Source organism: Nostoc sp. WHI, assembly GCF_015714725.1.
Lineage (GTDB): Bacteria > Cyanobacteriota > Cyanobacteriia > Cyanobacteriales > Nostocaceae > Nostoc.
In genome coordinates, this window is sequence record NZ_WBKM01000356.1 from 27,231 (window position 1) to 53,321 (window position 26,091).

Below are 26,091 nucleotides of genomic sequence, written 5' to 3' on the forward strand. Positions count from 1 at the left end.
AAAACATTGCCGGGAAATCCGCACTATTTTAGGGTTATAACTTTGTTAGGTGTCAAAACATTACTTTATGCACCTAAAAAATCTTGGAATTATGATAATTTAGTGACATCCAACGCCTAATGTGTGGTGACGCGCTGAGTGTGCTGTATTATGAGCCGCAGGATAGGTAGAGAACAAGACAGTCCAGATAACTAAAGAAGATAGCAGCATATAAAGCGCAATCTGCACAGGCTTCGATAAGGTAATACCTGCGGTCTTCTGCAATACTGAAATATGAGAAAAATTAGTCATTTTTGACATCCTATAATAAATTTGGGTAACTCATCAATTAAAAGGCACGATGCCACTTGATTGCAAAAAGATATCCGATTAACTTTGTGTTTGACAAGTGTGTATCAAATGTATTGTGTAATTAGATCATAGTAAATACTATACAATCCTTTGAGCATCGGCTCATCACGATGCAGCAATTAACAAAAGAATGATACAGGGTTTTAAGTGACGGCATTTTTAAGGTACACAACACGAAGGTAACAGATAAAAGTTAAAAATTACTATTTTACCAAGTATTTAAAATTCCTTGAAATGAGATTTATGTTATCTCTAAGCCAATTAAATACGCCACAGATTACCAACAGTTTATTGTAAGTAGCAATTTTGAAGCACTTAAAAATTATTGACAATAATTATTAATTCCTATAATATACACAACAGTAATTGCAAATCATTTGCAATTCTCTTTTAGCGCTAACCGTAATTAAATGTCATGCCCAACAACTTCGCTCTGGGTAACGAAAAACTTTGGAGCCGCCGTCAATTAATAAAGCTTGGCCTAGCGAGTGCTGGAGTGACTGGTGCAGCAGGACTTTGGCAGATGTTAAATCTACAAAGTAAGTCAATCGTCAAAGTACCATCACTTGATATAGACTCACCAGACGATGTTACTAACCCGATGAAGATGGTGAGGGATTTTGATTATGGGACGCTCAAGCAAGAGAATGGGCGCACTATCCGAGAATTTCAGTTAACTGCAAGTACTTCCATAATAAAGCTCAATAGTGCTGTCTCTTACAACATCTGGGATTTAAACGGTCGCATACCAGGGCCAACGCTACGGGCAAAACAAGGCGATCGCATCCGGGTACTATTTCTCAATAACGCGGGACATTCTCACTCTTTACATTTTCATGGCGTTCATCCGGCGGAAATGGATGGTGTTCGTCCCATCAGCAACGGCAAAGCTACAATTTATGAATTTGATGCTGAACCTTATGGTGTTCACTTATACCACTGCCATATTGAACCAGTGACCCGTCACATCGCCAAGGGATTGTACGGGATGTTTATCATCGATCCACCTACTTCCCGTCCCCCGGCTGATGAGATTGTATTAGTGATGGGTGGGTATGACGTGAATGATGATAGCCATAACGATTATTACGCCTTCAACGGTCTGCCGCACTATTACATGGATCATCCAATTCGCATTTACAAAGATCAGTTGATTCGGCTGTATGTTCTCAACATCATTGAATATGATCCGGCAGTGACCTTTCACCTGCACGCCAACTTTTTTGATGTCTATCGTTATGGCATGAGTATGACTTCTAGTGAGAAAACTGATGTAATTACGATGGGTATCGCGGAAAGGCACATCTTGGAATTTGCTTTTCGCTATCCAGGTAAATATATGTTTCATCCTCATCAGGATGCGATCGCAGAAAACGGTTGCATGGGTCAATTTGAAGTAGTTACTGAGAGCAACTCTCAAAATCCTGTTAAAAATTCCTGACAATATTATTAATAATTCGTAATTAATTCATTAGATTTTTAGGAAGTAGTTGATAAAAAATGTCATTATGTGCAACAGTAAAGTCTATGACAATGTGTAAAACAAACTAGCTTTCAGTAATAGTTTGAAATGTTTCAATTAATACCTTTTAAGTTGTGTGAGGAGCAAAAATGATCAAACTTCGTTATGTCTGTTTAACAGCAGCAGCAGCCCTAATAGTTACCTTGAGTTCCTGTAACAGTACGCCGACGGCAGAAAATCCATCAGCACCAGTTGCTAGTCCTCAAGCTACAGAGGCAGTAAGTAATAACAATCATAGTGGTCACGGGGGCAAAGAAAAAATTAACATTAACACTGCTATATTGTCACAATTGGATAAGTTTGAAGGCAAGCTAGGTGTCCCGGCTTTATCGAATAAAATCCAAGCAAATCGTCCCTATGGCAGCCCAGAAGATTTAGTTACTAAAAAAGTAATTACTCAAGAGCAGTTCGACCAAATTAAAGACCAGGTTGGTGTTGAAGAAGTAGTACTTACAGGTGAGGCAAAAGATGTTGATTATATGTCTAAATTAGGCTTAATGAAAGGGCATCTTTTGGTAGCACAAGAACTGTTGGATCAAAATCAGCCGAAACAGGCAGAACCTCATATTGGACATCCAGTTGAGGAGATTTACGTTGATGTAGAAGAACAATTGAATGAGCGTAAAGTTAAAGAATTTAAGACAACTTTGGTAAGTTTGCAAGATTTAGTAAAAGCTAGTCCTAAAGATGACAAAGTTAAAACTAACTTTACTTCTTCAGTGCAAGCAGTTGATGGTGCGATCGCAGCATTACCAGCAGATCAACGCTCAAAATCAGGATTTGTGCTACAGGTAATTAACGAATTATTGGATGCAGCCAACTCTGAATATAGCGCTGCGATCGCAGATGGTAAAGTAAGCGCGCCAATTGAGTATCAAGATTCTCGTGGTTTTGTCGTTTACGCCAATGAATTATACAAAGGAATTTCTAGTCAAGTAGCTCAACAAGATTCCGAAGCACATAAAGCGATCGAAACTAGTTTGTCTGAACTAATAAAAGCTTGGCCTGCCGCTATCCCACCAGCGAAAGCAGTTAAAACTCCTAATGATGTTACCAATCTGGTGAAAACCATTGAGGAAAACTCTCAAAAAGTGGTTGATAAATCCAATACTCAAGCGCAGCTATAGCACTTTTATTTAATGGGAAGCATAGAGGGGGAAGTTTAAAATTAGGAAATAGTTAGGAATTACGAATTACGTACTCCTAACTAATTACACTCCATTCGTTACTTGAACTAACAACTGATGCAAGAACTTGACCATAAAAAGACCATTGACTTGCTAAACGCCATCATGGAATTTGAACTAGCAGGGGTAGTGCGCTATACACATTATTCTTTGATGGTGACTGGCCCTAATCGCATTCCAATCGTGGCTTTTTTCAAAGCACAGGCAAGTGAATCTTTACTTCATGCCGAACAAGTGGGAGAAATTCTCACCGGTTTAGATGGACATCCTTCCTTGAAAATTGCCTCAATGGAAGAAACCTATCAGCATAAAGTCAAGGATATCTTGGAAGAAAGCTTATCTCATGAAAAGAAGGCATTGGATTTGTATAAAAATCTGCTCGAAACTGTTACCAATGCCAGCATTTATCTGGAAGAATTTGCTCGTGGCATGATTGGGCAAGAAGAGATGCATAATCTCGAACTCAAAAAGATGCTACGCGATTTTAGTTAATAGTTATTAGTCATTAGTCATTAGTTATTGGCTAGGGACTAATGACTAAGAATAAAAGACAAAGGACAAAAGATGAATTTTAGTACTGCTCTACCTACTTTTGTGATTACACTCCGAGAAGGAGTAGAAGCCGCCCTTGTTGTGGGAATTGTCCTAGCTTTGCTGAAAAAAGCTAAACAATCCCGGCTGAACCCTTGGGTATATGCTGGTATCGGCGTTGGCATTATCGTCAGTGCCTTAATAGGAGTGCTATTCGGTTGGGTAACTCAAGCACTAGGCAAAGCTTATCCGCAATACACGGGAGTGATTGAGCCAGCGCTGGAAGGTGTATTTTGTGTATTAGCGATCGCAATGCTCAGTTGGATGCTAATCTGGATGACCAAACAAGCCAGATTTATGAAAGCTGCGGTTGAAGGAGCTGTTAACAGCGCCTTGACAAAAAATACTAATGCTGGATGGGGTATTTTTAGTTTAATTTTTGTTGCTATAGTGCGCGAAGGTTTTGAAACCGTTCTGTTTATTGCTGGTAGTTTTCAACAGGGGTTAATGCCTGTTATTGGTGCCCTTGGTGGTGTGATAGTTGCGATCGCAATAGGTGTGCTTTTATTTAAATGGGGCGTTAAAATTAACATCCGCCAGTTTTTCCAGGCAATGGGCATTTTATTAGTGTTAATTGTTGCAGGTTTAGTTGTGACAGCGCTGCAACGTTTTGATGAAGCTATTGCTAGCGTTGCTCTCAGTAACCGCGCCTCGGAAAACTTTTGTTTTTATTACGAACACTTTACTAGAATCCACTCCTGTATTTTAGGGCCAATGGTTTCTAATACTTCCAAAATATTACCTGACGAACAGTTTCCTGGCATTATTCTCAAATCTTTATTTGGTTATAGAGAACATCTCTATCTCGTACAAGCAGTGGGATATGTAACATTTTTAGTCACTGTTGGAGGACTGTATTTCCGCAGTCTTGGAGGTATATCTCCTGAAGCACAAAAAAATATCCCAGTTAATCAAAAAGCCATTAATTATACCAGGGATTAAAAACATTATCATAACCCAATACGGTTCACTTAAGGGCTACTGGTACAAAATTTTGGGTTTTTGAGACGCGATAAATCGCCGTCTCTACAAATGTTTTGGTCTTATCTGAACTGTATTGTATCATAACCAACATCTTTCAAAAACTTTGCGTTCCTCTGCGCTTCCCTCTGCGCCCCTTTGCGTTTAAAATTAAACCTCAATCCCCCACAAACTTCCGAAATTATGTACTAAATGCCCTGTGATGCCAACAGCGATTTCTTAAGCTCCTGACAAGCTTTTTCAATTGCATCTATACTACCTGGATTCACCAACCCATAGTAATCAAACACATAAACTCGGTTATTTTTAGTCGCTTGCAATTGCTGCCAAAAACCTTCCTTTTTCAGCGAATCTAAAAGTGCTGCTTCCGAATTCCCTTGCGGCGAATTAACCAAAATTATCACCTCTGGATTTGCCTCCAAAACCTTCTCAGCCGAAAGTGTCACATAGCCGCCAATTGGACTTTTGCCTTGTAAATCTGCTGCTATATTTTTCGCCTGAAATTTCGCAAGCAAATCCCCTGCCCAACTGTTTTTATTTGGAGCTAAAATTGGTTGACGACTAACTAGAACTAAAGCCGAAAGATTCTGCGTTTGCTTGTCTGGCAAAAAAGTTTTATAACGGTTTAATAAAGGCTGAGGATCAGCGTCAATTGACTGAGCCAATGTTTTAGTAAGTTCTTCTAAAGATTCCCAGTTATTCACCTTGGTGAGCAAAGTTGGAATTCCTAGCTGCTTAAGTTTTTGAATTGGTACGGTAGAAAAACCTTCAGCACCAATAACTAAATCTGGTTGGAGTGCTACAATTTTTTCTAAATTTGGCGGATTTTGGCCTTCACTAACGCGGGGAAGATCCTTAAATCTTGGCTCATTCTGAAATAATTTGCTCCCAGTAATTCCAACAATTTTTGTTTGATCGAGTTGAGAGATGATATCAGCAGCAAGAGAAGAAAGAGCAACAACTCTTTTTGCTGATCCTTTTGGTAACTGCTGAGAGTTCGTGTTAGCTGCCTCAGTGGTATTTTCCACTTTGGTTTGTGGTTGCTGAGTAGTTGCAGTAGCGCAAGCAGCTAAAACTATACTCAACAAAATTGCGAAAGCAGATAAAAGCCAACGATGATACATATTAAAATTCCTTCTGAGATAATATCGCTTGAATAGCAAAAGTGGTTAAGATTATGAATAAAAATAGATGTTGCATTTTCTGGCATCAAGCTAAACTACAATTTAGTGAGCAAAATAAAATAACCACTCTTAAGTCTGTAGATATGAACTAGTCTAAAGTTTGATTCCTAAAGCTCGTAAGTAATAGTCTATTTTAGCTTCAAGTTCAGAACGTTCAGCCTCTAACTGATGAAGCTTGCTAACTTCCATAGTTAGATCAATTTTTTCATTAGCAGGAGGAATAACGTAGCAATTAACGCTGAGGTTATATTTGTTATCAGCGATTTTTCCGACAGTCTCTATTTTTGCAAACCCTTCTTCATCTGAAAAGCTGCGATATGTGGAGACAATATGATCTGTATGCTTACAGTGTAGAAGATTATGCCCTTTTACAGCTTCATATTCACGGCTTGCGTCAATAAATAAAATTTTGTTTTTATTAGGTTTTCTTCGATTGAAGATCACTATTACAACAGGGATTGAAGTGTAATAAAAAAGCTTTGGAGCAAGTTCGATAATCGCTTCAATCAAGTCTGCTTCAATTATTCTTCTGCGAATTTCTCCTTCATCTCCCTCCCGAAAAAGGACTCCACGCGGTAATAACACTGCTGCTTTTCCGGTATTGTTGAGAGAGGAGAGAATATGCTGGATAAACAAAAAATCCCCTATACCGTTGCTAGGGACTCCATAAGAAAATCGACTAGGATAATTAACCTGCATAAGATCCATTGGTAGGTATTTGAGGTTAAAAGGCGGATTACTTAGCACTACATCAAACAATCTCAGATCACCATCTTCAACAAAACAAGGTTCTAAGATGGCGTTGCCTATCCGAATATCAGGGTTATCAATTCCATGAAGTATTAAATTAGTTTTGGCAGTTACATATTTGTGAACATCTGTATTCTGCCCATATATATTTACTTGGGATAAATTTCCTCCAATTTTCTTGATGAATTTTACAGCTTCAGCCAAAAATTCACCAGAGCCACAAGCAGGATCATAAATACTTGTTTCTTGCTGTATATTGATTAATTCAACCATCATCTGAGTAAGTTGACGTGGAGTATAGATTCCTGCAATTCCTTCAAGATAGGCACTTTTTTCGATAAAGTTTTCACCTGCTTTACCTAGTTCATTTAAATCATCAAAATTTTCATTGCTAAGGTCTAACTCAGAAAAAAGTTTGATTATACGTAGTAGTGTTTCATCATCAAACCTAGTCCAGAAGTTAATTTCTGAATTAGTAAAAACTCCTCTTAGGTTAGAGTTAGTTTCTTCTATGACAGTCAAAGCTTCACTGAGTTTTTGAGCCAGATCACGCCGTTTTCTTTGTATAACAGACCAGTGTGCTTCTTCAGGAACAGACAATCGTGTTCTTTCTTCTGTACATGATTGATCTGACAATCGTTTAAAGAGGAGCAACTTCAGCACACAGTCTACACTTTCACCTAAAGCATACTTCTCACGCAAGACATCAATGATTTGCCAAAGTTTACTTTCTATTTCGACTGCACTGATCATATTTGCACCCCTAACGCTTGAAAAAGAGCAACTTCGGAGAGTTTTTGGCGAGTTTTAATCGCTGATAATGTAACCTTTTTTGCCTGCTCAACAGACAGAAAAAGTTGAGCTATCTGATTCTGAGTCTGCAAATCAGGTAACGGGATTTCTAAATTGCGAAGGTCGGCAACCCTGATAGCAGGTAGAGTAGTGGTAGATTGCCTTTCTCTAAAAGATGGCAACCGTTCAAAATATTCTGACCGCAGCAGCACAGTTAAGTACAAAGGGTTAACTTGGTGAGATTTTGAGCGGAAGAAGACTGTGTTTTGGTTACACATACTTCCTTGCACAGGCATACTAACCACTGAGGATTTAAGGAGTGTACCTCGAATCGCTATAACTACATCGTTTTCGAGTAGCTGATACCGTTGAAGGTCAGGTATAGCAAGTTGAACTTGATTATGGACATTTTCTACATATAGATATTCAAGATCGCTAACGCTAACGACACGATAAGTCTCTCCTTGATTGCTTACATAGCGACTAGGGATGATTCCTTGAGAAATTTGACCCAGTTCTTTGAGTGGAATGGATTGAGATGCCATAGCCTAAAGCACAAAAAAATTAGATATTCACACTATACAAAGGCGTGATATAAGCTATATTATAGCAAGTTGCGCTATATCCTAAAGATGGAGTCATCCCATGTTACCGAAAAAACCTTTGCTCAAAAGATATAAATCCTCAAACAACCAGGACTATTGGACGTATCGCATGGCTGTCGTCACCTTAGCAATAACCGTTATAGGTTGTGTTGCTGGTGCAGTAGTGCTTCAAATCTGTGGAAAATCTACTCCAGATTTACTCACGACGTTAGCGCCCTGCGCGATTGCTGCTTTGGCTGGAATCGTCACACCCTCTGCGCCGAATCCTTAGCAGGAAGTTCCTAGCTGGAAAGATTCGCGTAATTAGCAAATTGTCAGACGATAAAATAACCCTGATTCTGGTGATTGCCAGAGTCAGGGCTATTGAATTTGATTTTTGAGCAGTGTAAATGTTTCAAGCTGTTTTAATTATACGAGTTGCATCAAAATCTAATAAAGCTTTACCATTTAAAAACTGCACATAATTGATTGATATAAGGTAGAGTTGCTGTAACTGCTAAGACAGATGTACGCCCATCCCGATGTAATTGTTTTAATCCCCAATTAAACTTACTTCGTCTCCATCCAATTTTCACCTACACGCGCATCTACCAGCAACGGCACACTCAACTGGACTGCGTTTTCCATCACCGACTTAATTTGTGGTTGTAATTCTTCCCACTCCTGATGGGGAATTTCAAACACTAATTCATCGTGAACTTGCAACAACAAACGCGCCTGATAGTTCTTCAAAACCTCATGTAGTCTTACCATTGCAATTTTGATAATATCAGCGTTGGAACCTTGAATTGGTGCATTAGCGGCGGAGCGTAGTAAACCCGCATCAAAAGGGCCTAAATTCTTTAATTTACTCAGATCAATATCTTCTGGATTACTGCCTTTTAATTTGCGTAAACTGTTATTAGTAAAGTCAAAATAACGACGACGACCGAGAATAGTTTCTACATAACCTTGAGATATTGCTTCTTTTTTCACTCGCTCCAAATATGCAAATACTTTCGGATATCGTTCATTAAACCGCTTAATGAACTCGTTGGCAATAGTCTTATCTATCCCGGTTGAGCGCGAAAACCTTAGAGAACCCATTCCATATATCACGCCAAAATTGATAGTTTTTGCTAACCTTCGTTCATCTGATGTCACATCTTCTTTTTCAAATACTAACCGCGCGGTAACAGTGTGAACATCTTCATTTTGCTGATATGCTTGCACTAATATCGGCTCTTGACTCAAATGAGCCAAAATCCGCAATTCAATTTGTGAGTAATCAGCAGCTACCATTAACCAACCAGGTTCGGGTAAAAACGCCTTCCGAATCTGGCGACTAAAAGCTGTGCCAATTGGAATATTTTGCAAATTCGGATTAGAAGAAGATAAACGTCCAGTATCTGTAACAGTCTGATTGAAATCTGTATGCACCCGTTGGGTATCTGGGCGTACTAGTTTTGGTATAGCTTTGACGTATGTAGAGTAAAGCTTATGTAGAGTCCGGTACTCTAATAGCGCATCGACAAAAGGGTGATCTCCTTGTAAATTTTCTAGCGTCGCCGCATCAGTAGAATAAAAGCCTGTAGGAGTTTTACGAGACTTTTTACTGTCTAAATTTAGCTTGTTAAACAGTATTTCACTTAACTGCTTAGGTGAGTTCAAGTTGAAGGTTTCACCAGGAACAGCAGCATAGGCTTTTTGTTCAATTCCTGCCAAATTTTTTTCTAATTCTTCGGAAAGTTCTTTAAGGTAAGGAATGTCAATGCGAACACCTGTGTATTCCATTTCGGCTAAAACTGCTTCTAGTGGCTGTTCTATTTCCACAAATAGTTTAGACAAAGCTGGAAATTGCTCCAGTTCCTCACGCAGTTTCGACACTAAACCAAAGGTAGAATAAGCATCCATCCCGCAGTAATCTGCGACAGAGGGAATATCTATATCAGCAATGGTTTTACCTGTAGGAACTAAATCTAAGTAACTTTTAGCCGTCAATCCCAAATATTTATTCGCCAAATCCATCAAATTATGGCTAGAATCAGCTCTTAGAATGTAACTTGCCAGCATAGGATCAAATACCACTCCCGCCAAGTTAATTCCTTGACACCTGAGAACTAAGCGGTCAAATTTGGCATTTTGTAGAGCTTTAGGATAATCAGCACTTTCGAGAATTGGGCGTAATGCTTCTAGCACCAAATCTTTATTCAAATTTTCCCCAGTTTTATGTCCTACAGGAATATAGGCCACCTCATCTGGTTTTATTCCCCAACAGCAACCAATTCCTACTAACTCAGCGTCTCTTGGTTCTAAATCGGTGGTTTCAGTATCCCAAGCAACGGGTGTTTCTGCATTAGTAAATTTTTGCAAAAGTTCTACTAACTCAGTTAATTTTGCTTCGGTATCGATGATAAGTGGCGTAATTGGAGAAGTAGATTGTAGTGGAATTGCGGCTGTATCACTAGCACTGAAAAACCACAAATCATTATCTTCATCAGCGCCAAATTCTGAGTTAGTAGAGTTGGGATTAATTGCGTCTGTTTTAGCTGGTGGATTTTCTGCAACTTTTCCACCAAAACGTTGCTGGAGGTCGTTAATTTTGTCTAAAAATTTATTTAATTCTAATTTTTCTAAAATTGGTGCAAGAATACTGGCATCAAATCCGGTTAATTCACAATCTTCTAAATTAATTTCTATAGGAACATTAAGAACTATATTTGCTAAATAGCGGGACTTTTCGGCATCTTCTTTACCCACTGTCAGTTTTTTCTGATTTGCTCCTTTAATTTCATCTAACGCAGCATAAATATGGTCAAGGGAACCATAGGTATTTAGCAGCTGCACTGCTGTCTTTTCGCCAATTCCCTTGACCCCAGGAATATTATCAGATTTATCACCACAAAGAGCTTTAAAATCAACAATTTGTGAAGGTAAAACGCCCATCTTCTCTTTGACTTGTTCTGCTTCAAATTCCGCGATGCTATTTGTAGAGCGTTTTAGGGCATCTGGACTAAAATACAGGACAGTAATTTCCTTGTCAGGATCGATTAGTTGAAATAAATCGCGATCGCCTGTGAGAATCTTCACCCTATACCCAGCAGCAGTTACTCGCTGTGCTAAGGTTCCCAAAACATCATCTGCCTCGTAACCAGGAGCAGTGAAAATTGGTAGATTGAAGCCATTGAGCAACTCATGGAGATTTGCTAAGTCGGGAATAAAGTCTTCTGGCGTTTCTTTGCGATCGGCTTTATAAGTCTCGTCAGCTTCGTGGCGAAAAGTTGCCTCACCCAAATCAAAAGCGATCGCCATTGCTTGGGGCTGTTGTGTTGCCATTACCTCCAGCAGGCACTTAACAAAACCAAAACATATACTCGTAGGAATCCCCGTTTTGGTATGCAGTCCTCCATCTCGCCCTTTGGCGAAAGCAAAGTATGAACGATAAGCGAGGGAGTGTCCATCTACGAGGATGAACATGGGACGTGTTGCGGTTACAGAAGTCAAAGTTTCAGACATAGCCCTATTTTAGCTAGAAGCTTTGTTACATAGTTAGCAATTTCAGATTGGTTTGGGCGACAATAGGGCAGTTTTTGCGTACCAGTCGCTTATGCCTATAATTTTATACAAAACAATATCTACGCATTTGCAGCTTTAGTACGGAAGCCCAGTAGAACCAATTTTTAGGAGGGATTAGTATTTGAGTATAGATAAACACAGTAACCAAATCCCCGACTTCTGGCGAGAAGTCAGGGATCTATCTCCTGAGCGTTTTATGTTTAATTAGGTTGACCTATTTACTAGAGTTCAATTCTCAAGAACTAACAAAAACTAGCTTAATATTTCGACATATAACTCCCACTATCAAAGCCTCTTTGCTTAACAAAACTTTATATATGTCGATAAAAAGGTCTATTTATCAAAGTAATTCAACATCAAAACTTTATACAAGTTTACGTGTATTTATCAAGCCCATAAGCAAAATTTTAGAGTTAAAAATAAGCTAGTAACCCCGTGATAATTCGGTTAAAAAAAACATCTTTGATCATGACAACAAAACTATTTAATACTCTGGCTGCTGCTACCACTTTGGTAGGGATTGTTGTAACATCTGGAGCAGCTAATGCAGCTTCTCTCTCGTACACTAGTTTCATTGATTACGAGCTTACAGATATCATTGATACACCTCTGAGCATCCAAAAATTTAACTCGTCTCTAGGCACGCTCAAGGGTGTAACGATCGGATTTACTGGCGATCTACTTGGAAATGCAGGCTTTGAAAACAGGAGTAAATCTTCGACTAATGTGACAGTAACGCTTGCCAGTGAACTCAGCTTAAAACTAAATAATCAGTTTCTGTTTGGGCTTAATCCAGAAGATAGCTTCACCTACCCAGTTCCTAGATATGACGGCATAACTGATTATAGTGGCGCATCTGGCAAGACTCTTTCTAACTTAACTGCCACACAATCTAATACCCAGTCTTTCACTAATGCCCAATTCTTGCAGTCTTTCATTGGTAATGGCAACGTAGACTTTTTGTTCTCAGCTTCAGCCAAGTCATTAGTCACAGGATCAGGCAACATGAGTTCCTATTTTGATACACTTGCCAAAGCAAATATCAAAGTAACTTATGACTACGATGAGATGACATCAATACCTGAACCCTCTACCACACTTGGAGTCGGTTTAATTGCTGGGCTTTTTCTGTTGTCCCAACGCAAAAAAAGCTGGAGCAAGGTATCCAATTCATAGACTTTTTTAAATAGGTAGGTTTTTCCCATCCTATCTATGATCTAGGCTATTTAATTTAAATAGAAATGCCCGATTTTTTCGAGAATCGGGTTTTTTATTACGACTATTAGCCAATACGCTTGGGTTAAGGGCTACTGGTACAAAATTTTGGGTTTTTGAGACGCGATAAATCGCCGTCTCTACAAATGTTTTGGTCTTATCTGAACTGTATTGGACTATTAGCTAGAATTTTTAACAATATCTAAAAAACATTATTTTTGGTAATCACCGTAAATATTATTAATAAGACGTAGCAGGCAATAGTTCCTAGGCTTTTTAACCCACAGCAAATCCAGTGTATTGCCTTACCAACGGTTCATGAAATGCCAAAACAATATCTTCCTTTGGGACTCCTAATTTTACTAAATCATTGGCAATACCAATCTCAGTCCCATCATATTGTATCCAAATCTTCCCATCTTTGATATCAAGATGCAAAACACAGCCATATTGCCGTCGTCGATTCTTCCAGCCTACGTATACTAATTGATAGTGATCGTGAATAATATCAAAAATGACTTGTTTTTCTATTTCACTTTTTGACGAACCTCGACTAGCATAAGCGGCTAATAATTGTTGAATATAACCTTGATATTGCTCTAATTTTTCCATTCTACAATCACCTCATTCACAGGATCGTAAACGATTAGCTTTAGTTGAGAGCGTTGAATAACATTAGGACTTACGCAAAATGAGACGCTGTAGGGGCAATTCATGAATTGCCCCTACCTAAAAATCACGGTTTCGGCTATTGTTTGCGTAAGTCCTGAACATATAAATATTGGGTATAAATAAAAATACTCAGATACCCGACTTATTTGAGAAGTTGGGTATCTATCTCCTGAGTATTTATGTTTAATTAGGTTGCCATACATCCCTAAAATTTAAACCAGCGCTGCTGTTGCTTTCATTGCAAAAATCTTCTGAATCACATCTTCCACCACCTTATCTGGTGTGGAAGCGCCAGAAGTAATTCCCACAACAATTTCTCCATCTGATAACCAGTTTTCTGTGGTTATTAACTGGCCATTCAATTGCCGATGTTCAATAGAATTACCTGATTTAATTCGTTCAACAGTATCAATGTGATAGGAAGGAATTTTCTGCTCAAAAGCAATTTGTTGTAATTGTGTGGTATTCGATGAATTAAACCCACCAATTACTACCATCAAATCTAAATTATGCTGCACTAACTCCAACATGGCATCTTGCCGTTCTTGGGTGGCATCACAGATAGTATTGAAGCTTTGGAAATGCTGATTTAATTCGGTGGGGCCATACTTCTGCAACATGGTATGCTCAAAAACCTTGCCAAGTTGCTCAGTTTCGCCTTTAAGCATTGTAGTTTGGTTTGCAATGCCAACTCTTTCTAAATCTTGATCGGGGTCAAATCCTGCTGAACAAGCTTTAGCAAATTTTGTCAAAAATTCTTCACGATTTCCACCATTGATAATATAGTCAGCAACATATTCTGCTTCTGGCAAATTCAACACGATTAAATACTTGCCAGCAAAGGAACTAGTAGCGACTGTTTCTTCATGCTTATATTTACCGTGAATAATTGAAGTATAATCAATTTTTTTGTGCTTTTCTACTGTGTTCCAAACTTTAGAAACCCAAGGACAAGTTGTATCAACAATTTTGCAGCCTTTATCGTGAAGTATCTGCATTTCTTGAACGCTAGCGCCAAAAGCTGGTAATATAACTACATCACCAGTTTCAACAACAGAAAAGTCTTTTTGATTTCCTTCAACTGGGATAAATTCTACTTCCATCTCCTGCATTCGCTGATTTACAGAAGGGTTGTGAATAATCTCATTAGTAATCCAGATGTGTTCTGTGGGAAAGTGCTGACGGGTTTCATAGGCCATAGCTACAGCACGTTCTACACCCCAACAAAAGCCAAAAGCTTGTGCTAGTCGGATCGTCACATTACCCCGTTGCAGAGTGTAATTGCGATCGCGAATTTCCTGAATCAAGTTACTTTGATACTCAGATTGCAACTGGGTGGCAACTTCTGCTTGATGACCAAAGCCCTTACGATTGTAATTTTCTGAATGTTGGAGCGTCCGCTTAAAAGCTTTTGTATCCATTATATTTTTCTACTTAAACCACTATTTTTTATTGTCTCGCGTCAAGACGCGATTTATACAAAGCTTTATTCTAAAGATATTACTTCTTATTGTCCTTGGCGTTGCATAAATGCGGGATGAATTGAGATTGTTAGCAAAAGGTAAATCTAGATTTTTTGCGCCTTTGCGCGGCAGTCGCTACAAACTCCTCCACCCCCGCAACGCGCTGCCTTGCCTTTGCGCGAAACAAAATTCATCCCATTAATCAGCAATGCCTTGTCCTTTAGCCTTTTTCCCCGAAGGACGTTGACGCTGGGGTTTTAATTCAATGTCGCTATAAATCTGCAATGCAGAACGCCAAACTATATAGCCTTCCCGACTTAAGTGTAAGCCATCAGTAGTAAATTCCCGGCGGAGATTACCTTGCGTGTTGGTAAAGAGGGGATATAAATCGAGAAATTTCACACCTTTTTTGGTAGATATATTTTGCAATTGCTGATTCAACTTGCGAATGCGACTATTGGCAATAGTCAACAGTTTCTCTCGTCCTTTCCAAGTTGCTTCCTTTGCCCCATGCGGCAAAATTGATTGGATAACAATTTGGGCTGTGGGATGCGTGTTTCGCAGGTAATTGATAATTTGCCGTTGATTATCTAAAATTACCCTGTCGCTCATTCCTCGAATTAAATCATTAATGCCAATCATCACAAAAATTACTTCTGGCTGGGTGCGGTCAAATATATTCAATCTTTTCAAGAGTCCATTGCTGGTTTCGCCAGAAATTCCTTGATTGAGCCAATTTTTACCTTCGGGTAATAACTCAGTGGGAAACCACAAACTCAGAGAATCTCCCGCCAAAATGGTTAAATGCGGAGGACGTTGGTCGGCAGCTACCTTGGCTTCTTGATTGAGGATGTCTATCCACTCCCGGTAAGTAAGTTGGTGACGGCGACCCAAGTCAGGTGTAGCAATTTGGCGATCGCTGTTCAGGTTGATTGGCTCTGAGGATGTTATTATTCCAAAAAAAGCGGCCACTCGCTGCTGTTGCCAAATTAGCAGGATGACCGCCAACATTAGGATGCCGTTGGTTAACAGCGAGAAAAATGCCCAGATAGGAAAGGTTTTAAGAGATGTAGACACGACTAGCGAAATTTACCAATTATTTGAATCAGATTTTAACGCTAGCGATCGCAAATCAGCCCAATTTTGGATTTTGAATTTTGGATTGAAAAAAAATCTAAAATCTAAAATCTAAAATCCAAAATTGAATCACTCAGCACTCTTCACTGAGTAGGACGATCGCCAAACTCGGAATTATAACCTTCTTCACCGTGTTCGTTGATATCCAAACCTTGCAATTCGGCTTCTTCTTTGACTCGCAAACCGACTGTAGCATCGATAACTTTGAGAATAATCACTGTACCAACAGCTGCGATCGCATAGGCAATGGCAATTGCTATTAGTTCAACTCCCAATTCACCAAAGTTACCACGTAGCACACCGTCTTTACCTGCTGAGTTGACTTGAGTGGTAGCAAAGATTGCTGTTAAAATCGCACCCACTGTACCCCCAACGCCATGCACAGGAAAGGTATCTAAAGCATCATCAATTTGCAGTTTGTGCTTGAAACTGATCGCATAGAAGCAAGCAAAGCAATACTTCTCGGTTAAGGGGGAAGGGGAAAGAAAAAACCTTTAACCCTTACCCTTTACCCTTTTCTCAACCCGATTCCGAATTAAAAATGCTTAACCGAAAAGTATTCCCTACCGATGTATTTATGTCAGGTATTTATCCAAACGAAAAGTAGGAGGTATAAAACCCCTACTTTTCGTTTGGATAGAGAATTTTACGGAATTAGGTCAATCGACTAATGGTGTTTTGATAGCTCAACATTAGAAAAATGCTACTAGTACGGCGGAAACAGGGCAACCATTTTAAATCCTTAAAGAGCTTATTCCATAAAGCTTTTGACTTCCGCTTTGCGGTACTAATCTGTCAACTTTAAATTGATGGGTAAGTAAGTTCGTATGTAAACAAAGTACTTACTAGAAACCCGCAAAACTAGGTTGACAAAGTACTAGAGGAAAAACCAAAAGAATATTTACCCTAAAATCTTCCAATTGAGCCTTGTTCTTCAGAAAATCCAGTTGCATCACCTTCTTTAAGAAATCCACTGTAGGCTTCCATACCGTGTTCACCGATATCTAAACCTTCTAGTTCCTCTTCTTTAGATACTCTGATACCTAAAGTAGCTTTCAGCGCTAGCCAAAAAATACTACTGAGTAAAACAGTGAAGCCACCTACTGTGGCAACGCCCAGTAACTGAACACCAAACTGCCCAAGACCACCACCTGCAAATAAGCCTTTTTCTGGGCCAAGTGCATACCAGGAATAAACACCAGGGCCAACAGACCATAGACCCACTGCTAGAGTCCCCCAGATGCCACAAACTAAGTGAACTGAGGTAGCTCCCACTGGGTCATCAATGCCAAGTTTGTCAAAGAATGTTACAGAGAAAACTACCAGTACTCCAGCAATCAAGCCAATGACTAAAGAAGCAGGAATACCTACGTAAGCACAAGACGCTGTAATCCCAACCAAGCCAGCCAAAATACCATTGATAATCATTGACAGGTCTGGTTTACCTAAGTACAACCAAGCTGTAATTGTAGCGGAAATTCCACCGGCAGCACCAGCCATGTTAGTGGTTACAGCAATGTGACTGATTGCACTAGGATCAGCAGCCATTACAGAACCGGGGTTGAAACCAAACCAGCCCAACCAGAGGATCAAACAGCCCAAAGTGGCAATACTCATGTTGTGACCGGGCATAGCAACGACTTGCTTATCTTGATATTTACCAAGACGGGGCCCAAGAAATGCTGCTCCCATCAAAGCTGCCCAGCCACCTACAGAGTGAACCACCGTAGAACCGGCAAAATCCCAAAAACCTCTGTCTGCTAGCCAACCACCACCCCAAATCCAGTGTCCGGTAATGGGATAGGCAATACCTACAAGTAAGAGGCTGAAAATTAGGAAGTCAACAAACTTAATTCGTTCGGCTACTGCGCCAGAAACGATTGTTGCTGCTGTTCCAGCAAACACTAGCTGGAATAAAAACTTGGCTGCTAAAGGTACACCAGCCCAATTCATAGCACCGAAGATACCTTTATAAGCATCTCCTGTGGCGGGACTGTTATCTGCTCCCCCTAAGAAAAACCCATTTAATCCAATGAAGTCGTTGCCATCACCGAACATTAAGGCAAAACCGATAGACCAAAAGGCAATGGTAGACAGAGCAAATACAATCAGGTTTTTGGAAAGAACATTGACAGCGTTTTTCTGGCGACAGAAGCCTGTTTCTAACATACAAAAACCAGCGTTCATGAAGAACACTAAAAAAGCTGCGATCGCAACCCATAAGGTGTCAAGAGCAACTTTTAGTTCTGCTGTCGTTGGACCTGCGGCTGGAGTTTGGGCAACTGCGGCATAACCCCAACCCAACACAATCAGACAAGCTATAGGTAAACAAGCTTGCGAACTGGGAGAGAGCCGCCTAATCAGATTAAATAGCTTGACTTTGGAGTTGAATTGTGGGTTTATCGGAGAATTTTTTGCAGAAAGATGCCTCTTTTTTGTTTTCAATTTTTGTTTGTACATAAATTTCAGTGTCATCCTCCAAACTATCCTTGAACGAGGGAAAAGTAGCGTCAGAAGTTATAACCTGTGGTTTTTGATATTTTTCCTTTAGACCACTTGCTTAAAAAGCATAAACTCAAATAACCTTAGTAGGAGTTTAAGAAACTATTGCACATCTGTAAATGTTTTTTGTAGTTATTCGTAAGAAATTTATGATCTAATTTATAAAACAGTCAAGTCTTCTTCACTTAATCTTTAATCTTTAAAAAATAATTTTCGGCAGGGAAATTTCCCAAAATGAGATGTCAATAAAAAATCCGGTAGTAAGCTGACTTTTCACGGGATGTGGAAAGGGAAGTTCGGTTCGCGAATGTCATTCGCGAACCGAACTCCCATAAAAATGATCTTTATATTTGCTGGTATCGTCGTTATAGGTGTGAGTGACATGGGTGCAAATGAAAATATTAGAGATAAGTCCGTACCTAGAGTGTAATTTTGGAGACAAACGCTTAACTCAACAAGCAGTATCGATTGCAGAGTGTTTGTCTGTAAAATATGGAGAGCCATTATTAAAAGTATTTAAAAGCGCCAGCGACCTCAAACGTGGTTACGAATTTTTTTCTAATCCCAAAATAACATTTTCTAAGTTGACTCAACCCTCTTTTAAACAAACAGCACGACAGATAAATGGCATACCAGTTGTGCTAGCGGTAGGAGATACGAGTTTTCTTGATTACAGCGAATAGGCGCAGAAACTCATCCGTTCTGCGATCGCCCCAGAAATTAAGGCTGGGGTGATAATGGCAAACATGGCTTGGTAAATCATGAATGCCTGGTGGGGTATCGTTGCGGCATAAGAAACAACTTCTGGTGGGTTCGATCCTTTGAGATAATCGGTGATCTCTAACCCAACACCATTTAACCCCAACCATTGCAATCCACCGATAAACGGTAAACCTGGCGCAAAGGAGAGACTATAGCCCCATAGAATCCAGGTAACACCGATGATCGCCATCAACACAAAGCTCATCATCAATGTGTTTAGGATGTTGCGCGATCGGACAAATCCACCATAAAAGAATGCCAATCCTGGTGTCATTAGCAGCATTTATGCTGATCTCATCAGCATAAATGCTGTATCTCCGGTATCAGCAGCAGGCACAGCGGCGGCTGGTGTTTGGGCAAAAGCATTGCCCATCAACGGTACTCCCAAAAACAGTAGGGTGATAGCCCCAATCATCACAACTTTCTTCAACACTTGTTTTTTCCCTCAGCACCAATAATTTTGTATACTTAACTACATTTGATTACTTTTTGTTACATATTTTTGTGTTGAAAGTTACTTAACCTTAATTTTCTGGAAATTTTAACAAAAATATAATCCTGATTGTAGTTGCCAATATTTCAATAAGGGTGTATTGACATACGCAATCATTACATCTTTTTTTTGAAGAATAACATTTTATTCAAGCGCTACAAAATTCCAAATTTTTAGTTACCTACTGTTACAAACCAAGATACTTGCGAGATTATTATCTGTTTAAAAGCGGAGATTATAAAAGTTATTGGTCAAAAATAATATAGAAATTTTACTTAATTTCTGGGTGCAAACATGATAATTAATACACTCACTAAAGCGAAACTTGCTCCGAGAAAATCGTAACGGTCTGGAATCACCCCGTCTATCTTCCAACCCCAAAGCATTGCCATTGCGATAAATACGCCACCATAAGCCGCATACACTCTGCCAAAATTTGCTGGTTGGAGAGTTGCAATAATGGCATAGATAGCTAAAGCAATTCCACCCAATATCCCCCACCAGAACGGCTTACCTTCGCGCAACCACAACCAGATCAAGTAGCCGCCCCCGATTTCAAATAAACCAGCCGACAAAAAATATGATAAGGACTTAATCATTTGACCAACCATAAATGACGGTATAGTTAACTAGCAATTAACTCGGAACATTTGGATCAGCGATCGCAAACATTAAGGCTACAGCCATATACTGAGCATCTACTGTATTATATTCTGGTGCTTCATCGACATCTGGAAAGCAGTTAGGCAACATACCTTTTGAGCGCTATTGATTGCCATGTTTATCTTCAACAAAAAATATTTCTACTTCACAGTTATACTATTTTTAATCGAGGTATATATTGCTGTTTTTGTAAATGAGAGTTTCATTCGTCCTTTTATCGGTGATGTTTTAGTAGTCATCCTAATTTATTGCTTTGTCAAAGCTTTTTGTAATATACATTCATCCATCGCCGCTTTATCAGTTTTTGCCTTTTCTTGTACTATCGAAATTCTTCAATATTTTAATTTTGTAAATAATTTAGGATTGCAAAAATATAAGATTCTAGCTGTTGCTTTGGGAAGTGTATTTGATTGGAAAGATATCATTGCTTATGCAATAGGTATCATAACAGTCTTATGTTTGGAAAATAGAACATGATTACTTGGAAGTTCTGGTTAGCCCCAAAACGGAGCGAGGGGCGATCGCTCCGTTCTTGGCTGCATGAATTATTGGTAGTTCAATGTAATTTTGAGCTAAATCAGCTCAAAATTACATGCGTTCAAACCCTAGTAAACTAACTTATTTCCATAAAACTTTACGTGCTATGGCTTAAAACAATCGTCCACAAGGAATTGTTCCACGACGAATTGCATAACCGCTGGTTTCGGAATCATCCGCCCACAAGAACTGTTTTAGATTGCTGGCGCATTCAGAATTGGGCACAATGGCGATACCTTCGTTGTTAATGTTTGACATCGATCGAACTTGGGCGCTGCTGCTTGTCATAACTATTAGTGATTTCCCCAAATTCGGAAATTAATCTGACAACACTTGTTCTGCACATTGCTGGATTAATTTGGCGATTAAACCTGTCCAACCAGTTTGATGACTAGCACCAATACCAGCGCCATTGTCTCCATGAAAGTATTCATTGAACAGAATCAGGTCGCGCCAATTAGGGTCAGTTTGGAATTTTTCTGTTCCACCATAAAAAGGTCGTTTACCAGAAGTATCTGTCAGAAAAATTTGGATCAGCCTTTGAGCTAATTCAATTGATACTTCCTTAAGCGTCATCATTTGGCCTGAACCAGTTGGACACTCAACTTTGAAATCGTCGCCGAAATAGCGATAGAACTTTTGCAGCGATTCCAGCAGTAAATAATTAATCGGAAACCAAATTGGGCCGCGCCAGTTGGAATTACCGCCAAACATTCCTGTGCTAGACTCAGCAGGTTCGTAATCGACTCGATGCTGTTGACCATCCACCGTTAAGACGTAAGGATGGTCAGCATGAACTTTAGAAACAGAGCGAATACCATAAGGGCTAAAAAATTCCGTTGCATCTAACATTTTTTCTAAGATGCGACGGAGTTTATCTGGATAAGCGATCGCTAGCAGTCGGCGTTCACCCATACCTCGTTTCTGCATACAAGCGATATTTCGGGTCAGATCAGGGCGATTTTCCAAAAACCATTCTGTCCGTTGCTTAAAGCCTGGGAGTCGCTCTAAGGTTTCTGGTTCTAAAATGTTCACAGCACATAATGGGATTAACCCCACTAGCGATCGCACTTTCATCGGGAAGTGATGACCATTTGGTGAATGTAGGGCATCGTAATAAAAACTATCAGTTTCATCCCATAATGCTATATCGACATCACCAAAGCCGTTCATGGCATCTGCAATGTACAAGAAATGCTCGAAAAACTTGCTGGCGATGTCTTCGTAGGTAGAATTTTCTTTTGCTAACTCTAAGGCGATCGTCAGCATATTCAGACAATACATCGCCATCCAACTTGTACCATCTGCTTGTTGTAGATATCCACCAGTTGGTAGTTCAACACTACGGTCGAAGACACCAATATTATCCATGCCTAAAAAGCCACCCTGAAAGATATTTCTGCCTTCTAAATCTTTCCGGTTAACCCACCAAGTAAAGTTGAGCAGTAATTTCTGAAAAACACCCTCCAAAAATTTTTTATCTGCATGACCATAAATTTTTTGCTCAATCTGATAAACCTGCCATGCAGCCCAAGCATGTACGGGGGGATTGACATCACCAAAAGCCCATTCATAGGCTGGTAGCTGACCGTTAGGATGCATATACCACTCTCGTGTCAAGCGACTCAGTTGCAGTTTGGCAAAGTCGGGGTCAATCATTGAGAGCGGAATTACATGAAAAGCTAAATCCCAAGCTGCAAACCAAGGATATTCCCATTTGTCGGGCATGGAAAGTACATCGTCGTTAAATACATGAAACCATTCATGGTTTCTGCCATTGAGCCGCGATGCTGGTGGTGGCGGGCCAGCCGGATCGCCTTTTAGCCATTCTTCAGCTACATAATAGTAAAATTGCTTACTCCACAACATGCCGGCAAATGCCTGTCGCTGCACATTCCGCCTGTCTTCTAACATCGGAAACGGACAAATTCGCTGATAAAATTCATCTGCCTCGCGCTGACGCTGTTGCCAAACTGTATCAAAGTCAGTCCCGAATGGTGCAACTAAATTTTGGGCATCACTTAATCGCAACCGCACTTTCTTAGTTTCGCCTGCACCGATATGTAATTCGTAACGAGCGGCAAACTTAGTGCCAATGTGATTGGGATTGACACCTGTTTTTTGCCCATTTACGACATAATTATTTATGCCATCTTTAACGTATGCCGAAGCATTGCCAACTCCAAACAATCTTTGATTATTAGTCTCATTTTCTGTAAATAATAGTTCTGGAGTTTCATTACAGTACAGCCATCGGGTTTCTAAAGAGGGGTGATAAGCTTCGATGGTGCTGAGGTGAGAGTTAGATTGGCTAATTTTCAGCCACGGCTTTTCTTCTTGATTAGAAGTCCAAGACCAGGTGTTGCGAAACCAGAGCGTTGGTAACAAATGCAGCGTTTTTGCTTCTGGGCCACGGTTAATCACACTGATCTCAATTAAAATGTCGTCGGGTGAAGCCTTAGCATACTCAACGAATACATCAAAATAGCGGTCTTGATCAAATATACCTGTGTTGATTAATTCAAACTCTGGAGCTTGGCGATCTCTGCGTCGATTTTCTTCTACCAGTTGGTTGTATGGAAAAGCAGCTTGGGGATATTTATAAAGATATTTCATGTAGGAGTGAGTCGGGGTGTTATCCAGGTAGAAGTAGTATTCTTTAACATCTTCCCCGTGATTCCCCTGATTTCCTGTGAGACCGAAAAGTCTCTCTTTGAGAATTGCATCTTCACCATTCCAGAGAGCGATCGCAAAACATAATCGCTGATGATTATCAGAAATTCCCGCAATTCCATCTTCTCCCCAACGATAGGCGCGAGAGCGGGCATGGTCGTGGGGAAAAAATTCCCAGGCAGCCCCATCAGGGCTATAGTCTTCCCGCACTGTTCCCCATTGGCGTTCACTCAGGTAGGAACCCCATCGTTTCCAGTAGGCTTTGCGATCGCGGTCTGCTGCTAATCTTAGTTCTTCTTGGGTCATAGCGATTTTAGATTTTAGATTTTGGATTTTGGATTAAGAATCTTTCGCACAAGGTTGTTTTAAGTGGCTTAAACAATACTATTTATACCGATTTTGTATTAATGCAAAACTTAAAACTCAGAATTATCTGTGGTAGGTTCTGTTGCTATCCAGGCGCGAAGCACTTCTGCTACTGTCCAGGCTTGAGCAATACAACCTCGTGGGCTGAGTGGCTCATCCCCATCAAAAATCTCACTGAGACTACCGACCCCGTGAGCGCGTAGATGATTAGCCATTGGCTCAAGTAAACTGCGAGCTTGGGCTGGATCGTTGAAAACACGCAGATGGGCTAAAACAAATGGCCCAATCAGCCAGCCCCAAACTGTTCCCTGATGATAAACACTATCTCGCTGAAACTGATCTCCACCGTAGTGACCTTGATACTGGGGATGATTAGGGTCAAGACTACGTAGACCGTGGGAGGTGAGAAGCGATCGCGCACAAGATTCTACCACACCCCGTTGTTGAACTGGAGTCAGGGGGCTTTCTGATAACGACACGGCGAATATCTGGTTTGGTCGTAATGAATCGTCGTATCCTTCAGTCCCATCTAGAACGTCGTAGCAGTAACCAACTGCATCATTCCAGAAACGCTGAAATCCTGCATTTGCACGCTCTTGCATTTGCTTGTATTCTTGGTAAGGCTTGCTCAGCTTTTGCGCGAAGTTTGCCATAGTTCCCAGAGCATTACACCACAGGGCATTGACTTCTATGGGTTTGCCAATGCGTGGCGTAACTACCCAATCACCGATTTTGGCGTCCATCCAGGTGAGTTGCACACCTGTCTCACCCGCATAAAGCAAACCATCGTTTTGGTCTAAGTGGATGTTGTAGCGCGTTCCTTGACGATGCCAATTAACAATGTCTGCTAGCACAGGAAAGAGTTCACTTAGCAATTCGTCGTCTTTTGTGGCTGCATAGTAAGCACGAACTGCTTCAAAATACCAGAGGGTTGCATCTACTGTATTATATTCTGGTGCTTCACCAGCATCTGGAAAGCGGTTAGGTAACATACCTTTGTCTACGTAGCGGGCAAAAGTACGCAAAATAGGGCGTGCAACTTCTGGACGACCGACTGAGATTGTCAAACCAGGTAAGCTAATCATTGTATCCCGTCCCCAGTCACCAAACCAATGATAACCAGCAATGATTGTTTTGCCGTTGGGTTCATCCGGCAATGGGCGACTGACGATAAACTGGTCGGCAGCGAGGACTAGCTGATGCACCCAGTCTGGATCTGCTTTGGCATTGACACGGCTTTGTTTCCAGAATCCGAGCAGCTTTTGCTCAAGGGAGCGACGTAACTCTAAGGCTACCTGGCCATTTAACTCTGCATACATTTCGGTGCTGGCAACAAAGGTGAGTGATTCACCGGGCTGGAGGGTAGCGTCAAAGGTTGCTGCATGTAGATGATCTTCCTGATCGTCGAGTCCGCGATCGCGTTCCCTGGCTAAGTCAAATTCATGATACCACTCGTGGGCAGGTGAAGCATGTCCGCGATCGCTTAATAAATATAACGGCACAGCTTCCTCAAAAGCGGTAACACGGACACCATGCTCAATAGCATCAATGTTCATCTGCCAGCCTCCTGCATGGGTGCTACCGTGATAATCCCGATTATTCACCAATGCTTTCAGTTTTAGCATTAGTGGTTTAGTGGCACGATGCAGGGAGTATTGAACATAAGTGGTATTGCTGCCGGGTTGCATCCATACACGTTTTTCCAATAAAGCATCCGCACAAGCAAATCGCCATGTTGGTATTGTGCCTTCTAACTCGAAGGATTCAATGTGCTGATAGCCGTCTGGATTAACGGCTCCACCAGTCCAACGATTAGCTCCAAGGAAATAATTGCGTCCGTCATACAGAGCCGTTTCATCTAACTTAGCTAGTAACAAAGTTCTCATTAGCGGCGGTTTCAGTGCTGCCACGAGTAATCCATGATAGCGGCGTGTCAGTATACCTGCTACTGTCCCTGAAGCATAACCACCAATGCCATTAGTTACCAACCATTCTCGCCCTGCTGCCAAATCGAGAACACCACAAATTTCGCGTCCAAAGTTGATACTCATAAGTGATATTACGTTCTGTACTCCAGATCACAAAAATTC

At 40.4% G+C, this 26,091-nt stretch carries 20 protein-coding genes and 2 pseudogenes; 8 read left to right on the forward strand and 14 right to left on the reverse strand.

What is annotated here, in order from left to right; genetic code table 11:
* Positions 1-99: 99 nt before the first annotated feature.
* Positions 100-300, reverse strand: a complete 201-nt coding sequence (locus tag F8S12_RS42180; RefSeq protein WP_331001489.1) for a CbtB domain-containing protein — start codon at positions 298-300, stop codon at positions 100-102.
* Positions 301-766: 466 nt separating this feature from the next.
* Here F8S12_RS42180 and F8S12_RS36805 point away from each other — a divergent pair, with 466 nt between their 5' ends.
* From F8S12_RS36805 to F8S12_RS36820, 4 genes are all read left to right on the forward strand, one after another.
* Complete coding sequence (locus tag F8S12_RS36805) at positions 767-1,792, forward strand: multicopper oxidase domain-containing protein (RefSeq protein WP_196521273.1); 1,026 nt, start codon at positions 767-769, stop codon at positions 1,790-1,792.
* Between the two features lie 170 nt (positions 1,793-1,962).
* Positions 1,963-3,000, forward strand: a complete 1,038-nt coding sequence (locus F8S12_RS36810) for a helix-hairpin-helix domain-containing protein (RefSeq protein WP_196521274.1) — start codon at positions 1,963-1,965, stop codon at positions 2,998-3,000.
* Between the two features lie 117 nt (positions 3,001-3,117).
* Positions 3,118-3,552, forward strand: a complete 435-nt coding sequence (locus F8S12_RS36815) for a ferritin-like domain-containing protein (RefSeq protein WP_196521275.1) — start codon at positions 3,118-3,120, stop codon at positions 3,550-3,552.
* Between the two features lie 72 nt (positions 3,553-3,624).
* Positions 3,625-4,593 (forward strand): FTR1 family iron permease, encoded by a 969-nt coding sequence (locus F8S12_RS36820; protein ID WP_196521276.1) that lies wholly within the window; start codon positions 3,625-3,627, stop codon positions 4,591-4,593.
* A 227-nt stretch (positions 4,594-4,820) separates the two neighbouring features.
* Here the strand turns inward: F8S12_RS36820 and F8S12_RS36825 are convergent, their stop codons facing one another.
* From F8S12_RS36825 to F8S12_RS36835, 3 genes are all read right to left on the reverse strand, one after another.
* Positions 4,821-5,756 carry an ABC transporter substrate-binding protein gene (locus F8S12_RS36825; RefSeq protein WP_196521277.1) on the reverse strand — a complete coding sequence of 312 codons (936 nt, stop codon included), beginning with the start codon at positions 5,754-5,756 and terminating at the stop codon, positions 4,821-4,823.
* 153 nt (positions 5,757-5,909) lie between these two features.
* Positions 5,910-7,319: an N-6 DNA methylase gene (locus F8S12_RS36830; RefSeq protein ID WP_196521278.1), complete on the reverse strand. Its 1,410-nt coding sequence runs from the start codon at positions 7,317-7,319 to the stop codon at positions 5,910-5,912.
* Positions 7,316-7,903, reverse strand: a complete 588-nt coding sequence (locus F8S12_RS36835; protein ID WP_196521279.1) for a restriction endonuclease subunit S — start codon at positions 7,901-7,903, stop codon at positions 7,316-7,318. Before F8S12_RS36835 ends, F8S12_RS36830 begins: the two co-directional genes overlap by 4 nt.
* 100 nt (positions 7,904-8,003) lie before the next feature.
* On the opposite strand from F8S12_RS36835, the gene F8S12_RS36840 reads away from it, so the two are divergent.
* Entirely contained in the window at positions 8,004-8,234 is a 231-nt protein-coding gene (locus F8S12_RS36840) for a hypothetical protein (protein ID WP_196521280.1), read from the forward strand.
* A gap of 278 nt (positions 8,235-8,512) precedes the next feature.
* On the opposite strand, the gene polA is transcribed toward F8S12_RS36840, so the two are convergent.
* Complete coding sequence (gene polA, locus F8S12_RS36845; RefSeq protein WP_196521281.1) at positions 8,513-11,458, reverse strand: DNA polymerase I; 2,946 nt, start codon at positions 11,456-11,458, stop codon at positions 8,513-8,515.
* Positions 11,459-11,986: 528 nt separating this feature from the next.
* On the opposite strand from polA, the gene F8S12_RS36850 reads away from it, so the two are divergent.
* Positions 11,987-12,694: a choice-of-anchor E domain-containing protein gene (locus tag F8S12_RS36850; RefSeq protein ID WP_196521282.1), complete on the forward strand. Its 708-nt coding sequence runs from the start codon at positions 11,987-11,989 to the stop codon at positions 12,692-12,694.
* Positions 12,695-13,009: 315 nt separating this feature from the next.
* Here F8S12_RS36850 and F8S12_RS36855 read toward each other — a convergent pair whose 3' ends face one another.
* The 5 genes and pseudogenes from F8S12_RS36855 to F8S12_RS36875 all read right to left on the reverse strand — a co-directional run bounded on the left by F8S12_RS36855 (position 13,010) and on the right by F8S12_RS36875 (position 18,465).
* Entirely contained in the window at positions 13,010-13,345 is a 336-nt protein-coding gene (locus tag F8S12_RS36855; RefSeq protein ID WP_196521283.1) for a XisI protein, read from the reverse strand.
* A 272-nt stretch (positions 13,346-13,617) separates the two neighbouring features.
* Positions 13,618-14,826 carry a 4-hydroxy-3-methylbut-2-enyl diphosphate reductase gene (locus F8S12_RS36860; protein ID WP_196521284.1) on the reverse strand — a complete coding sequence of 403 codons (1,209 nt, stop codon included), beginning with the start codon at positions 14,824-14,826 and terminating at the stop codon, positions 13,618-13,620.
* Between the two features lie 240 nt (positions 14,827-15,066).
* A complete protein-coding gene (locus F8S12_RS36865) occupies positions 15,067-15,945 on the reverse strand; it encodes an SGNH/GDSL hydrolase family protein (RefSeq protein WP_196521285.1) in 879 nt (292 codons plus the stop codon).
* Positions 15,946-16,088: 143 nt separating this feature from the next.
* Positions 16,089-16,457: pseudogene (locus F8S12_RS36870) on the reverse strand (ammonium transporter); the annotation flags it as partial.
* A 454-nt stretch (positions 16,458-16,911) separates the two neighbouring features.
* Positions 16,912-18,465, reverse strand: a complete 1,554-nt coding sequence (locus F8S12_RS36875; RefSeq protein WP_196521286.1) for an ammonium transporter — start codon at positions 18,463-18,465, stop codon at positions 16,912-16,914.
* Positions 18,466-18,899: 434 nt separating this feature from the next.
* Here F8S12_RS36875 and F8S12_RS36880 point away from each other — a divergent pair, with 434 nt between their 5' ends.
* Positions 18,900-19,190 carry an IS4/Tn5 family transposase DNA-binding protein gene (locus tag F8S12_RS36880; RefSeq protein ID WP_196521287.1) on the forward strand — a complete coding sequence of 97 codons (291 nt, stop codon included), beginning with the start codon at positions 18,900-18,902 and terminating at the stop codon, positions 19,188-19,190.
* Here the strand turns inward: F8S12_RS36880 and F8S12_RS36885 are convergent.
* Both F8S12_RS36885 and F8S12_RS36890 read right to left on the reverse strand, forming a co-directional pair.
* A pseudogene (locus F8S12_RS36885) lies at positions 19,181-19,684 on the reverse strand (ammonium transporter); the annotation flags it as partial. The gene F8S12_RS36880 and the pseudogene F8S12_RS36885 sit on opposite strands and share 10 nt — an antisense overlap.
* Before the next feature lie 353 nt (positions 19,685-20,037).
* A complete protein-coding gene (locus tag F8S12_RS36890) occupies positions 20,038-20,361 on the reverse strand; it encodes a YnfA family protein (RefSeq protein ID WP_196521288.1) in 324 nt (107 codons plus the stop codon).
* Positions 20,362-20,539: 178 nt separating this feature from the next.
* Between F8S12_RS36890 and F8S12_RS36895 the strand changes: the two genes are divergently transcribed.
* Entirely contained in the window at positions 20,540-20,902 is a 363-nt protein-coding gene (locus F8S12_RS36895) for a ribosomal maturation YjgA family protein (RefSeq protein WP_196521306.1), read from the forward strand.
* 378 nt (positions 20,903-21,280) lie between these two features.
* Here the strand turns inward: F8S12_RS36895 and F8S12_RS36900 are convergent, their stop codons facing one another.
* Both F8S12_RS36900 and F8S12_RS36905 read right to left on the reverse strand, forming a co-directional pair.
* On the reverse strand, positions 21,281-23,941 hold the full coding sequence (locus F8S12_RS36900; protein ID WP_196521289.1) for an MGH1-like glycoside hydrolase domain-containing protein: 2,661 nt from the start codon (positions 23,939-23,941) through the stop codon (positions 21,281-21,283).
* Positions 23,942-24,051: 110 nt separating this feature from the next.
* Positions 24,052-26,052, reverse strand: coding sequence for an amylo-alpha-1,6-glucosidase (locus F8S12_RS36905; RefSeq protein WP_196521290.1), 2,001 nt, complete (start codon positions 26,050-26,052; stop codon positions 24,052-24,054).
* Positions 26,053-26,091: the final 39 nt, after the last annotated feature.